This is a genomic window from Arthrobacter sp. TmtSoilC51 (genome assembly GCF_055388015.1).
In genome coordinates, this window is record NZ_AP035877.1 from 3,600,377 (window position 1) to 3,613,357 (window position 12,981).

Here is a 12,981-nt window from a genome sequence, read left to right on the forward strand (position 1 = left end):
CAGACCCCGCCTCCAGACAACGCCCCTGAGGGGTGGACAGTCCGGTAGGCGGGGTCTTCTGCATTCAGCTCACCAGCTCTAAGGCACCAGCCAGTCTCCGCGACTCAGGCTTATTTACCGGACTTGACCGACAGCACTGTCAAAGCCGCGGCATCCACCTTGTTGCGGAAAGCTGGGTCGGACTGCGCTTTCTGCAGGACGGCTTCATACATGGACGGGATGCTTCCGGGGTCGGCGCACACGAGCATCGTGCCGCCAGCTCCGAAGAAGTTGATGGCACGGTCAGGGGCCGGCCAAGGCTCCAATTGTGCTGCACTACAGACGTCGTCCGAAAGGATAATGCCCTTGAAGCCGGCGTCCTCGCGAAGCATCTGCCCCATAACCACGGGCGAGAACGGCGCAATGTTGGCTGGGTCGATTTGGTCATAGTACGCATTGGACACCATGACCCATTGCACGCCGTTCGTGATGGCTGTGCGGAATGGCTCCAGGGCGGGATCGTTCCGCGTGGTCTTGGTGTCCCTGACGTTACGGCTGACATCGGTGTTGGGCGCTACCCTGCCGAGGCCCGGGAAGTGTTTCACAACGGGCGCGACCCCCGCGTCCCTCATGCCTTGGGCAAAAGCGTTCCCCAGCTCAGAAACTTGGCCCGGACTATATCCGTACTGCCGTTGGAACTGCCCGATGGGCGCGTTGGATGGCGCGAATTCAGGGCTCGTCACAGTATCAAGGACGGGGGCCAGATTGACATTGACGCCGGCGCTACGGAGTTCCTTCCCCCACACGGTGGCGTCTGCCCGCAGCTTCGCGGGGCCAGCTCCCGTTTGCACTAAAGCTGCGGGAATCGTGGAGAAACCTGGACCAGCCAGAACCTGGACGTATCCACCTTCCTGGTCCGTGGCTACGAAGAGAGGCAGCCCACCGGTAGTTTCGGCGGAAACCTTCCCGGTCAGGGAGGCCACTACGGCAGCTGTGGCCTCTGTCCCTGCCTTGCTGCGACCACTCAGGTAAACGTTGCCCGCGTGGTATTTGGAGAGGGCTTCCATCGTGCCCGGTTCCGCACCGGTGGCCTTGGCAGCAACCATGAACAGCTGCCCTACGCGTTGCTCGAGGCTTAGCTTGGCAAGCTGTTGTTGCGGCGTGGACAAGGCTTGAGGGGTAGGCGCTGTCGAGGGGGTCCGGGATTCCCGGGGTTCGTTTGACGCCTGAGTGGTGGACGTGCTTGGAACAGGGGTGCTCGTCGGCGAGGGGGTACTTGCCGTCGGCGAAACCGGCGAAGATGTTGGGTCCGCGGTTCCACTGCCACCTGAGCAGCCAGACACCATGGTGACCACGATTCCGGCCGCTGCGGCGCACAAGCCAAGGGATGCAATTGTCTGGATGGAGCGCATGGTAAACCGTGAATTCGTTGGGGTTGGGTTTCCATTACGAGCCTACCCCGGGGAGGCGCAGTGCCCCAGCCAGCTTGTAGCAGCAGGCCAAGGCACTGCGTTGTCCTTGCCTTATGCGGTCGCGGACTTATGCGGTCGCCGCGGCTGCGGCCTTCGCAGCAGCAGGGAGTGCGTCAACGATCCTGTTCATAGCAGCGTCATCATGTGCCGCGGAAAGGAACCACGCCTCGAAGACCGACGGCGGCAGATAGACGCCGGAGTCCAGCATCGAGTGGAAGAACGGTGCGTAACGGTAGGCTTGCTGGCCTTGGGCGTCGTCGTAGTTGTGCACACCCCGGGCAGAAGTGCCGAAGGCAACGGAGAACAGGTTCCCTGCACGCTGGATGGAGTGGTCCACGCCTTCGGCATCCAGCGCCGAGGACAAAGCGGCGGAGAGCTCCAGCGAGCGGGCGTCGACATAGGCGTAGACGTCGGGTGTCGCATGGGTCAGTGTTGCCACGCCAGCAGCCATGGCCACGGGGTTTCCTGACAAAGTGCCGGCCTGGTACACCGGGCCCACGGGCGCGAGGTAATCCATCACATCCGCGCGTCCGCCAAGAGCCGCCGTCGGCATTCCGCCGCCGATGACCTTGCCGAAGGTGAGCAGGTCCGGGGCCCATCCTTCCTGGCGGCCCGTGAGTCCCCAGTAGCCGGCGTAGCCGGTACGGAAGCCTGTGAGGACTTCATCGAGGATGAGGAGGGCACCGTGTTCCTTGGTGATGCGCGACAGTCCGGCGTTAAATCCCTCGCCCGGGGTGACGACGCCCATGTTTGCCGGGGCAGCTTCGGTGATCACGGCCGCGATGTTGTTGCCGTGCGTGGCGAACGCAGCTTCGACGGCAGCGAGGTCGTTGTAAGGCAAAACGAGGGTCTCAGCGGCAGTGGCCGCCGTGACGCCGGCCGAACCAGGGAGAGCCAGCGTAGCAACGCCGGAACCTGCGGCTGCCAGCAGCCCGTCCAGGTGGCCGTGGTAGCACCCCGCAAACTTGATGATCAGGTTGCGCCCGGTAAAGCCGCGGGCGAGGCGAACCGCCGTCATTGTGGCCTCTGTACCCGTGGACACCATGCGCAGGCGTTCGACGGCGGACACCCGCTCCTTAACGATCTCGGCAAGGTTGGCCTCATCCGGGGTGGAAGCACCGAAAGACAAGCCGCGATCCACCGCTGCGTGCACGGCGTCGAGCACGGCCGGGTGGGCATGACCGAGCAGTGCCGGGCCCCAGGAGCAGACGAGGTCCACGTATTCCCTGCCATCGGCGTCTGTGAGGTAGGCGCCCTTGGCCGAAACCATGAACTTCGGGGTTCCGCCCACGGATCCAAAGGCGCGTACCGGGGAGTTCACTCCGCCGGGCATCAGGGACCGGGCACGGTCGAAAAGCTGGTCGGACACAGGGGTGTTTGAAGTCATGGTTCCTATTCTTTCAGTCATTCAGAAGCGTCTTTGGTGATTCAGAAGCGCCGCTATGAGGCGTCCGCCAGCAGCTGCGCTACCCGTGGAGCAACTTCCGTGCCGAAAAGTTCGATGCAGCGCATCATGGATCGGTGCGGCAGCGTGCCGTTGCTGTATTTGAGATCGAAGCGGTCCACGCCGAGGTTGCGCTTGAGCAGGACGATCTTTTGGGCCACAGTCTCGGGAGAACCCACATACAGGGCGCCCTCCGGTCCGCACATGGCGTCGAATTCCGCCCGGTTTCCCGGCCCCCAGCCGCGCTCGGCCCCGATTCTGTTGCGTTGCTCCAGCCAATGCGGGAAGAGTTCCTCCCGGGCAGCCTGGTCTGTGTCTGCAATGAAACCCGGCGAGTGGGTGGCGATCTGTCGCATGGGGTGCCCGTATTTTGCCATCGCCTCGCGGTAGAGATTCACGAGCGGAGCAAACCGCCGAGGCTCTCCCCCAATGATCGCGAAGATGATGGGATAGCCGTACTCCGCGCACCGCAAAACGGACTCAGGCGTCCCACCCACACCGATCCATGCCGGCAGCAAATGATGCTGTAAGCGTGGATAGACCTGGAGTCCGCTGATGCTGGGCCGCGTCCGCCCTTCCCAGTGAACCGGCTTCTGGGCCCGTACTTGGTCGAACAGCTCAAGTTTTTCCTCGAACAGGACGTCGTAGTCCGCAAGGTCCAGGCCGAACAAGGGGAAGGACTCAATGAACGAGCCCCTGCCCAACATCACTTCTGCCCTGCCATTGGAGATTGCGTCAACGGTCGCGAAACGTTGGAAGACGCGGATCGGATCATCCGAGCTGAGGACCGTCACAGCCGAGCCAAGCCTGATCCGGGAGGTCGCTGCGGCAGCTGCCGCGAGGAAGACCTCAGGAGCAGACACAGCGAAATCGCGGCGGTGATGCTCTCCCACGCCAAAAGCGTGAATGCCAAGGGCGTCAGCCAGCTTTGCTTCCTCCAGCAGCTCGCGCAGCACCTGGGCGTGCTCCTTCGGATTTCCGTCGGCGTCGAGCCCTGCATCCCCGAAGGTGTTCAGGCCGAGCAGGATTTGGTTGGCCGCTACGGGCGCTGTGGGGTCCACGGGAATTCCGGCTGCGGGCGGAAAGCTGGATTCGGAAGGCACGGCAGTCATCAGGACTCCTTCAGCCAGCCTGCCAGTTCGGAGGCCCAATAGGTCAGGACGGTATCCGCGCCGGCCCTCTTGATGCCCAGCACGGACTCGGTGATGGCACCCCGCCGATCGATCCAGCCGTTGGCAGCAGCCGCTTCGATCATGGCGTACTCCCCCGAGATTTGGTAGGCCGAAACCGGCACCGGGCTCATGGCCGCAACGTCCGCGAGGATGTCCAGATAGCTCATGGCGGGCTTGACCATCACCATGTCGGCGCCTTCTTCGAGGTCCAATTCCACTTCGAGAATGGCTTCCCGACGGTTGGCTGCATCCATTTGGTACGTTCGGCGATCGCCCTTGAGCTGGGAGTCCACCGCTTCACGGAACGGACCATAGAAAGCTGAGGCATACTTGGCCGCATACGCCAGGATGGCGGTATTTTTATGGCCCGAGTCCTCCAAGGCCTGGCGGATGACGGCGATTTGTCCGTCCATCATGCCCGAAGGTCCCAGCACATGGGCGCCCGCCTCTGCCTGGGCTACGGCCATCTGGCCATAGATTTCCAAGGTTGCGTCGTTGTCCACATATCCGTCGGCATCCAAAACGCCGCAGTGTCCGTGGTCGGTGAATTCGTCCAGGCAAACATCGCCCATGATGACCAGGTCATCGCCCACTTCAGCCTTGACGTCGCGGATGGCCTTGTTCAGGACACCTTCAGGGTCCAAGGAGGCCGTGCCCCGGGCGTCGCGAACCTCCGGCACGCCGAACAGCATGATGCCGCCCACGCCAAGTTCCACAGCTTCCGCAGCGGCACGCTTAAGCGTCTCAGTGGTGTGCTGGACGACGCCGGGCATCGAACTGATCGGACTGGGCTCGCTGAGGCCCTCCCGGATGAAGGCCGGAAGGATGAGGTCTGCCGGGGCGAGACGGATTTCTGCCGTAAGCCTGCGCATCGCCGGGGTGGTGCGCAAGCGGCGGGGACGGTGGTTCGGAAAGCTCATCTGGGGTTCCCTTCGTTGGCGAATACTGAATCCAGGGCGGCCGCGATGCCGTCCGGGGTAGGTTTTTTGGCGGTGGCTGCAACGGTGATGCCGAGCTGGGCGGCCTCTGCCGCCGTCGGACCCCCAATGGCTATGAACCGGCAACCGCCCAAGGGCACGAGGGTCTCCGCAATCCGGCGGGCGGCGCTCGGGGAAGCGGCCACGACGGCGTCCAGCGTCCCGGCGCCGATGGCGGCCCGCGCTTCTGCCGGGGTCATTTCCTGCAGCTGTGCGCCGCCGGAGGTCGCCTTGTGATCGGCACTGCCGGAACCCATACTGCCGGAAACCCCGACGACGGCGGGCAGTTCCGCTTCCAGGCGTCGTCCTGTGCGGGCCGGGTAGTCCACTGTGTGATAGGCAATCACGGACGTTACGTCAGCGCCCTTGCCGACCAATCCGTCCCGCAGGCCGGGAGTAGCGATATCGGCTTGCGGGAGGAGAACGCGCGCAGGAGCCGTCGGCCAGAGGGCGACGAGGCCTTCGGCGGATTGGAGGTCAGTGGGTGCCAGCGAGACTGTCAGTCCCACAGCTTCAAGTATCCCCCGTGACGATGGGCCAATCGTCGCCACCCGCGTCCCGGTGGGTACGAGTTTCGCGGGGATCGTGCCGCGCTGGGCGGCCTTTTCCAGCAGGACACGCACGGTGGTGATGCTGCTGATCACCACCCACTCAAAATAGCCAGCGGCGAGCTTGTCCAGGGCGGCGTCGAGGGAAGCCTGGTCCTCCGCCCGCTCGAAATCGATGAGGGGAAGCACCAGCGGCTGCGCTCCGAGGGAGTGCAGGAGCGAAACAAGCGGCCGGGCCCGGTCGGCGCTCCTGGTAATGAGGACGCGCCGACCTGCCAGGCCAGATGCGTGAGTCACATCAGGACGCTGCAAGATCCGCGATCTCCGCGGCACCGGCGGCGAGCAGAAGCTCCGCAACTTCAATGCCGAGCAACGTGGCACCAACTTCAGTCAGGCCATCGGTAGCCTTCTTCTCGCGTACGGTCTTGGTGCCGTCTACGGCGCAGACAACAGCTTCAAGGTGCAGCATGCTGCCCTTCCGGAAGGCGTGGGCGCCAACCGGTGCGGCGCAGCCAGCCTCGAGCCGGGCCAGTACGGCGCGTTCGGCTGTTACGGCAAGCCGGGTGTCGTCGTCGTTCAATGCGGCGAGAGCCTGGGCGAGAACGCCTTGGGAGCCTTCCGACTGCGGGGCGTCCTCCGCACGGCATTCGATCGCCAATGCGCCCTGGCCCGGGGCAGGCAACATGACATCCGTCTCGAAGAACTCACTCACGGTGTCCAGCCGGTCCATCCGTTCCAGGCCTGCAGCAGCCAGCACCACGGCGTCCAGGTCGCAGGACTTGCCGGGAACAACTTGGTCGGTGCCATTGCCGGGAAGTCCGGGGACGCGTCCCAGGCGCGTGTCCACGTTTCCGCGGATATCCAGCACCTCAATGTCCGGGCGTGCTGCACGGAGCTGCGCCGCACGGCGGGGCGAGCCCGTGCCGATCCTGGCGCCACCGGGCAACTCTGCAAGGGTGAGGCCATCACGGGCACACAGGACATCCCTGACATCCACGCGCTTGGGGGTAGCGGCGATGCTCAGTCCGACCGCAGCCCCGGTGGGCAGGTCCTTCAAAGAATGAACAGCGACATCGCAGGTTTCAGCAAGCAAGGCATCCCGCAGGGCCGCCACGAAGACACCCGTGCCACCCATCTGCGACAGCGAGCCGGTCTTGACGTCGCCCTCGGTCTTGATGTGCACCAGCTCCACCGGGAAGCCACCAACAGCCGCAAGCTGATCGGCAGTCTGCTGGGTCTGGGTCAGCGCGAGCTTGCTGGCCCGGGTGCCGATGCGAATGGTCACTTGCTGGCCTCCGTAGAGGTGTAAGCGTCATGCCCAACACCGACAGTGGAGCCGACCTCGGCAATGACGGGCTTGGCACCGCGGAAGTTTTCGCAACAATTCGGGCGGCAGACATCGTACCAAGGACCCAGGTCAGTAGCGTGGGGGCGATCGGCGATGTTGTTCTCCACCGTGCGTTCACAGATCAGGTCAACCAGCCCGGAAACAAAGGCAGCATGCGTTCCCGGGGTGGGGACGCGCGTGGCTTCCATCTCCAGGTTCCTGCAGGTCTCGAGGGCTTCGGTGTCCAGGTCCCAGGCAACCTCCATATGGTCGCTGACGAAACCGAGGGGAACGATCACGACGCCTCGCACTCCTTGGGGGGCGATTTCTTCGAGGTGATCGTTAATGTCCGGTTCCAGCCATGGAATGTGCGGTGCGCCGGAGCGGGATTGGTACACGAGGTCCCAGGCCACGTTCGGGGCTACGACATCCATGATGGCCTTAGCGTTTGCCAGATGCTGGGCCGCGTACGCCGATCCTTCTGCGAACTCGCGTGGCTCGTCCTCGGACTTGCCGGCGGCCTCGGCATCGCGCGTAGGGATGGAGTGGGTGGCAAACAGGACACGGATCTTTGAGTCCGGATCTGCTTCGCCGGCGGCGGCCAGCTTGCCGCGGATCTCTTCAAGGCCCGCGGCGGTGCCCTCAAGGAACGGCTGAACAACGCCGGGGTGGTCGAAGTACTGGCGGATCTTGTCCACCTCGAGCTTGCCGTCCAGTCCTGTTTCGGTCAGGGCGATGCCAATGTCTTCACGGTACTGGCGGCAGCTGGAGTAGCAGGAGTAGATGCTGGTGGTGAGCATCAGGATCCGGCGGTGGCCGGCGTCGTAGGCGTCCTGCAGAACCGGCGCGATGTACGGGTCCCAGTTCCTGTTGCCCCACAGGACGGGAAGCTCGATGCCGCGCTTGGCCAGCTCAGCCTCGATCGCGGCCTTCAGTTCACGGTTCTGCTGGTTGATGGGGCTGATGCCTCCAAATGCACGGTAGTGGTGTGAGACCTCTTCAAGGCGCTCATCTGGGATGCCACGGCCCCGGGTGACGTTGCGAAGGAAGGGAATGACATCTTCCTGGCCTTCAGGACCTCCAAAGGATGCAAGCAGCACGGCATCGTACTGCTTTGCTTCCTGGCGACCGCGCTCGGTGACCTCATTGCCGGCCGTGGAAACGGCAATGCCACTCATGCGAGGACCTCTGCAATCTCGGCAGCGGTTACGCGGCGGCCCGTGTAGAAGGGGATTTCCTCACGGACGTGGTTGCGGGCGTCGGTGGCACGCAGGTGGCGCATGAGGTCCACAAGGTCAACAAGTTCAGGCGCCTCGAGGCCAAGGATCCACTCCCAGTCACCCAGCGCGAACGAGGAAACGGTGTTGGAAATGACTTGCGGGAACTCCCGGCCCAGCAGTCCATGGTCGCGCAGCATCTTTCCGCGTTCTTCGGCGGGAAGCAGGTACCACTCGTACGAGCGGACGAACGGGTAGACGCACAGCCAGGTGCTGGGCTCGACGCCGCGGGCATAGGCCGGGACGTGGCTCTTGGCAAACTCGGCTTCCCTGTGCACGCCCATCGCGGACCAGACGATCTCAGTGCCGGCAAAGAGCTTGCTGCGGCGAATGGAACGGACGGCTGACTGAAGGTCTTCCGGCTTGGGTCCGTGGAGCCACACCATGATGTCGGCGTCCGAGCGCATGGCGGAAACATCGTAGCTGCCCCGCAGGATCACGCCTTCTTTGGCGAGCTTCCCTTCAAGGGCTTCAAATTCCTGGGCAGCATCGCCGCTGCGCAGGACGTCGGCCGAGCGCTTGAAGACGGTCCAGAGCGTAAAGAACTGCTCTTCGGTTCCAGCAGTTTTAGTGACAGATTCGGCAGAAGTGTGGCTCATGGTTCAAGTTTGCCCCGTGCCAGCCGCTAAGTCGAAATGGATCACTTCTACAGGGCGTAGAAGTGACACAAATCACGAAATTGGGCGATCGCCAATGATTCCCTGAGCGAGCTGCGAACGCGTGTCCGCCACCACGGCGGCGAGGCCATTACCGGCCAGCCAGCCACCAACGACGGTGAGGCCATCAGCTGCGGCGCACAACTTCCGCACTTGAGCTACGCGCTGTTTATGACCGACGGCGGCGAACGGCAGGGCGCCTGCCCAGCGCACAACATCCCAATCGACAATGTCCGCCCGCGAAACCGGTACCGTCAGCAACGCCGAGGCGTCATCAAGCGCGGCTGCCAGCAATTCTTCATCTCTCATCACACGATCCGGCGCTCCCCCTTCGGCATCCTCACGGCGGCCATAGGAAAGGCGCAGGACGTGCGTGCCCGGACCGGCTTCTTCTGCCAACCAATCCCATTTGGCGGTGGCATGCGTCAGGGCCTTTGCCTGGATCCCTGGCGTCTGGGGAGCTACGAGGATCCCGGTCCCACGGGGCCGGCCGTCCAATTCAGGAAGGTCAACAACCATCGTCACCAAGCTCACCAAAGGTCCTGCGGCAGGGCGTAGGCCGGCCAGCTCCGGTATAGCCGTTTCCAGCAGCCCCACGGCAGCGGGGCCATCCAGGGCAACTACCAGCCGACCGGCGTCGTACGTGGTTTCACCGGCGGTGACCCGCCAACCGTTGCCCGTTTTCGATACGAAATCAACACGCTTTCCACTCAGCATTTCCACGCCGCGGTCCCGGAGATCCTTGACCAGCGCGGATACCAGTGTGTTCATGCCGCCCTTCAAACCCCCGACGGCGGAACCTGCCTTCGCGGGAGCGGAACCAGGGCCGGGGGCTGCTTTGCGCTGGGCAGCAACAGCCGCAGCCAGGGACCCGTGCTTCCGAAGCCCCGCGCGGAGGCCGGGGGCCACCATATCGACGTCCAACAGACCGGGATCGGCAGAGTGAACGCCACCCACCACCGGAGCAACCAGCCGCTCCAGGACTTTCTTCCCCATTCTGGCGCGGACCAGGGCAGACACGCTGGTGACCTCGGAGGATGTGCCAAGCGAGGCGGGCAGCCAACGGTCCAGGGAGGCGCGCACGGCGCCGGAAAGGCCAAGGGAACGCCTGACCTCGGCGTCCCAGGGGTTGGCGGGGATGCCAAGAACGCCAGTCTTGGGCAGCTCTTGGGGTCCGTCCGGAAGCTGCACCCACGCGCCGCCCGGGTGCGGGGAAACGATCCGGCTTTCCAGTCCGAGCTCGCGCGCGAGGTCCGCCACGGCGGTGGACCGCGTAGCAAACGACTCCGCGCCACTGTCCAAAGTCAATCCCGCTACCACGTGGCTTCCGACGCAACCACCCCAGGCATCATTTGCCTCAAGGATCGTCACCGACGTTCCAGCCATGGCCAGTTCCCTCGCTGCCAGTAGGCCGGACATACCGCCACCGACCACAACAGCGGCGGGTCCAGGCGCCGGGTGCGGCGTGACTGCTTCCTTCGCCTTGGCGTGTACGTTTCCCCCGCGCATGCGTCCTACTCTGCCGGGATGGAGTGGATGAGCTCCACAACACGCGTCAGGACGGCGGGGTCCGTCTCCGGGGGCACGCCATGGCCCAGGTTCAGGACATGGCCGGGAGCGTGCGAGCCAGCCGCGATAACCTCGCGGACATGCGCCTCGAGGACCTCCCAGGGGGCCGGAAGGAGGGCGGGGTCGATGTTGCCCTGGAGGGGAACCGTGCCGCCCAAGCGGCGGTTGGCCTCATCCAGGGGCAGCCTGTAATCGACCCCCACAACGTCCACACCGACGTCCCGCATGGCGACAAGAAGCTCGGACGTGCCAGTACCGAAGTGCACCAGCGGAGCACCCAGCCCGCGCACGTGGTCAAGTGCCCGGGCGGATGCCGGAGCCACGTACTTGGTGTAATCAGCCAGGCCCAACGATCCCGCCCAAGAGTCAAAGAGCTGTCCAGCGGACGCCCCGGCCTCAAGCTGCGCCTGAAGGAACAACCCGGAAGCATCCGCGGCCCAATTGGCGAGGGCTGTCCAGGTCTCGGGGTCCGCGTGCATCATGGTCCGCGGGCCGAGGTGGTCCCGCGAAGGCTTACCTTCCACCATGTAGGCCGCGAGCGTAAACGGCGCGCCGGCGAACCCGATCAGTGGAGTCTTGCCCAGTTCAGCCACCGTCAAGCGGACCGCTTCGCGAATGGGTTCCAGTGCCTCCCACGTTAGCTCGGGAAGGGCTGCAACATCAGCGGCAGTCCGGACCGGCTTATCCAGGACAGGACCGACGCCGGGGACGATATCCACGCCGACGCCCGCGAGCTTCAGCGGTATGACGATGTCAGAGAAGAAGATGGCCGCATCCACATCATGGCGGCGAACCGGCTGCAGGGTGATCTCGGCGGCAAGTTCGGGACGCAGGCAGGAGTCGAGCATGGCGACGCCCTCGCGTACCTTAAGGTATTCCGGCAGGGACCTACCGGCTTGGCGCATGAACCATACAGGCCTGCGAGAGGGCTTGCCGCCCCGGTAGGCAGTGATGAGCGGGGAGTCCGAAGTACGGCCGTCCATCAACGGGTGATTCGCGTCAAGTTTGCCGGCAGGGTGGCCTGCGGGGGCATTGGTGGCCGTACTATTGGATGCTGCCGCGCTAGAAGTCATGCCTTTGATTGTGCCGAAAATCCGGGCCAAAAGATAACGACAGGCTGTCACGTAGCGCCCCTTCAAGGGGTTGCGTGGCGGGGATCACGGAACCGCGTGTGAATTCCCACTGCGGCACATTGTTCTACCGGGCTGCGAAAAAGCTATGATTGGGGTGCTGTGGTTCTTTTCTCATTGGTGGCTACACACGCCGACATCGACCTCGAAACCGTTGCTCAGCTGAGCAACGGTTCCTCTGAGCTTGCCTCTTCGGCCCTCTCCGGATCTCCCTTGGTCTCCGGCGCCGTCGTCCTGGCAACCTGCAACCGCTATGAGATCTACGGCGAAACGGCCAACGGAGCAGGCCTCGAGGCCGCCCGTTCTGCCCTTGTTTCGCGGATCAGCGAATTGAGCGGCCTCAACGAGCAACTCGTTTCCCGCTCCTTCAGCACCCACACGGGACCTGACGTCACACGGCACCTCTTCGCTGTTAGCGCCGGCTTGGATTCCGCAGTGGTTGGGGAACGCGAAATCGCCGGGCAGGTCCGCCGGGCCTTGATTACGGCCCAGCAGGAAGGCACTGCGAGTTCCGGACTCGTCCGGCTCTTCCAGGCTGCATCCAAGACCGCAAAAGATGTTGGCGCCCAGACGGCCCTTGGATCACGCGGCCTTTCCATCGTCTCCGTAGCCCTGGATCTGGCAACGGACCTCTCTGACAGCGATGACTGGTCGGCCAAGAAGGTCGTTGTCTTCGGAACTGGCGCCTATGCCGGTGCCACGATGTCACTGCTCCGTGAACGCGGTTGCACCGATATTTCCGTCTACTCCTCCTCCGGCCGCGCCGAGGGTTTCGTGGCCACCCGTGGCGGCAGGGCGCTCGACGCCGATAGTCTCCCGTCAGCGGTGTCCGCAGCCGACGTCATGATCGGTTGCAGCGGTTCGGATACCCGCGTTGAAGCTGAGGATCTCGCCCGGGTCAGGGCGAATTCCGGTAAGCCGCTCATCGCGATCGATCTTGCGCTCACCCACGACTTCGACCCCGCTGTGGGCGAGCTCGACGGCGTCGAACTCCTCACCCTTGAGTCTGTGCGTCTGGCTGCACCCCAGGAACAGGCAGAATCGTTGTCCCATGCCAGCGAGATAGTCAACGGCGCGGCAACGGCGTTTGAATCGGAACGCGAATCCCGGTCCGTCGACTCCGCTATCGTTGCCCTCCGGCGCCACACCATGAACGTACTGGACGCGGAAATGGAGAAGGTCCGCGCCCGCCACGGTTGCACCGCTGCCGCCGAAGAGGTGGAATTTGCGCTGCGCCGGATGGTCAAGCAACTCCTCCATATTCCTACCGTGCGCGCCCGCGAACTCGCGGCCAACGGGCAACAGGACGATTACGTAGCCGCTTTGGAAGCCCTGTACGGCATCCAGGTGGAGCAGCCCCAGGCTCCGGCTGCTGCGGAATGCCCCGTGGACCACGAGCAACTCCGCTCCGAAAGCGCCTAGCCACCCCA

At 64.1% G+C, this 12,981-nt stretch carries 11 protein-coding genes; 1 reads left to right on the top strand and 10 read right to left on the bottom strand.

Going from position 1 to position 12,981, the window contains the following annotated elements:
• Window positions 1-110 precede the first annotated feature (110 nt).
• The 10 genes from ACZ5G6_RS16380 to hemE form a co-directional block, all read right to left on the bottom strand.
• A complete protein-coding gene (locus tag ACZ5G6_RS16380) occupies window positions 111-1,148 on the bottom strand; it encodes a glycoside hydrolase family 3 N-terminal domain-containing protein (protein WP_498686603.1) in 1,038 nt (345 codons plus the stop codon).
• Between the two features lie 370 nt (window positions 1,149-1,518).
• The gene (gene hemL / locus ACZ5G6_RS16385; RefSeq protein WP_498686604.1) at window positions 1,519-2,838 is read right to left on the bottom strand and encodes a glutamate-1-semialdehyde 2,1-aminomutase; all 1,320 of its coding nucleotides are present in this window, start codon (window positions 2,836-2,838) and stop codon (window positions 1,519-1,521) included.
• A gap of 53 nt (window positions 2,839-2,891) precedes the next feature.
• The gene (locus tag ACZ5G6_RS16390; protein WP_498686606.1) at window positions 2,892-4,007 is read right to left on the bottom strand and encodes an LLM class flavin-dependent oxidoreductase; all 1,116 of its coding nucleotides are present in this window, start codon (window positions 4,005-4,007) and stop codon (window positions 2,892-2,894) included.
• Entirely contained in the window at window positions 4,007-4,987 is a 981-nt protein-coding gene (hemB, locus tag ACZ5G6_RS16395) for a porphobilinogen synthase (protein WP_223933698.1), read from the bottom strand. Before hemB ends, ACZ5G6_RS16390 begins: the two co-directional genes overlap by 1 nt.
• Window positions 4,984-5,889, bottom strand: coding sequence for a uroporphyrinogen-III synthase (locus ACZ5G6_RS16400; RefSeq protein WP_223933700.1), 906 nt, complete (start codon window positions 5,887-5,889; stop codon window positions 4,984-4,986). Before ACZ5G6_RS16400 ends, hemB begins: the two co-directional genes overlap by 4 nt.
• Before the next feature lies 1 nt (window position 5,890).
• Window positions 5,891-6,877: a hydroxymethylbilane synthase gene (hemC, locus tag ACZ5G6_RS16405; protein WP_498686609.1), complete on the bottom strand. Its 987-nt coding sequence runs from the start codon at window positions 6,875-6,877 to the stop codon at window positions 5,891-5,893.
• Window positions 6,874-8,097 (bottom strand): ferrochelatase, encoded by a 1,224-nt coding sequence (locus ACZ5G6_RS16410; RefSeq protein ID WP_498686611.1) that lies wholly within the window; start codon window positions 8,095-8,097, stop codon window positions 6,874-6,876. The genes hemC and ACZ5G6_RS16410 overlap by 4 nt, the downstream gene beginning before the upstream one ends.
• On the bottom strand, window positions 8,094-8,795 hold the full coding sequence (gene hemQ, locus ACZ5G6_RS16415; protein WP_223933706.1) for a hydrogen peroxide-dependent heme synthase: 702 nt from the start codon (window positions 8,793-8,795) through the stop codon (window positions 8,094-8,096). Before hemQ ends, ACZ5G6_RS16410 begins: the two co-directional genes overlap by 4 nt.
• Before the next feature lie 72 nt (window positions 8,796-8,867).
• A complete protein-coding gene (gene hemG / locus ACZ5G6_RS16420; RefSeq protein ID WP_498686614.1) occupies window positions 8,868-10,361 on the bottom strand; it encodes a protoporphyrinogen oxidase in 1,494 nt (497 codons plus the stop codon).
• Window positions 10,362-10,366: 5 nt separating this feature from the next.
• Window positions 10,367-11,494, bottom strand: a complete 1,128-nt coding sequence (gene hemE / locus ACZ5G6_RS16425; RefSeq protein WP_223933710.1) for a uroporphyrinogen decarboxylase — start codon at window positions 11,492-11,494, stop codon at window positions 10,367-10,369.
• A gap of 159 nt (window positions 11,495-11,653) precedes the next feature.
• On the opposite strand from hemE, the gene ACZ5G6_RS16430 reads away from it, so the two are divergent.
• The gene (locus tag ACZ5G6_RS16430; RefSeq protein WP_223933711.1) at window positions 11,654-12,973 is read left to right on the top strand and encodes a glutamyl-tRNA reductase; all 1,320 of its coding nucleotides are present in this window, start codon (window positions 11,654-11,656) and stop codon (window positions 12,971-12,973) included.
• Window positions 12,974-12,981 lie beyond the last annotated feature (8 nt).

Bases quoted from the DNA above. Each gene is read 5' to 3' on its own strand.
- hemE (WP_223933710.1), bottom strand. From the start codon at position 11,494: ATGACTTCTAGCGCGGCAGCATCCAATAGTACGGCCACCAATGCCCCC.
- hemB (WP_223933698.1), bottom strand. From the start codon at position 4,987: ATGAGCTTTCCGAACCACCGTCCCCGCCGCTTGCGCACCACCCCGGCG.
- hemG (WP_498686614.1), bottom strand. From the start codon at position 10,361: ATGCGCGGGGGAAACGTACACGCCAAGGCGAAGGAAGCAGTCACGCCG.
- ACZ5G6_RS16410 (WP_498686611.1), bottom strand. From the start codon at position 8,097: ATGAGTGGCATTGCCGTTTCCACGGCCGGCAATGAGGTCACCGAGCGC.
- hemQ (WP_223933706.1), bottom strand. From the start codon at position 8,795: ATGAGCCACACTTCTGCCGAATCTGTCACTAAAACTGCTGGAACCGAA.
- hemL (WP_498686604.1), bottom strand. From the start codon at position 2,838: ATGACTTCAAACACCCCTGTGTCCGACCAGCTTTTCGACCGTGCCCGG.
- ACZ5G6_RS16390 (WP_498686606.1), bottom strand. From the start codon at position 4,007: ATGACTGCCGTGCCTTCCGAATCCAGCTTTCCGCCCGCAGCCGGAATT.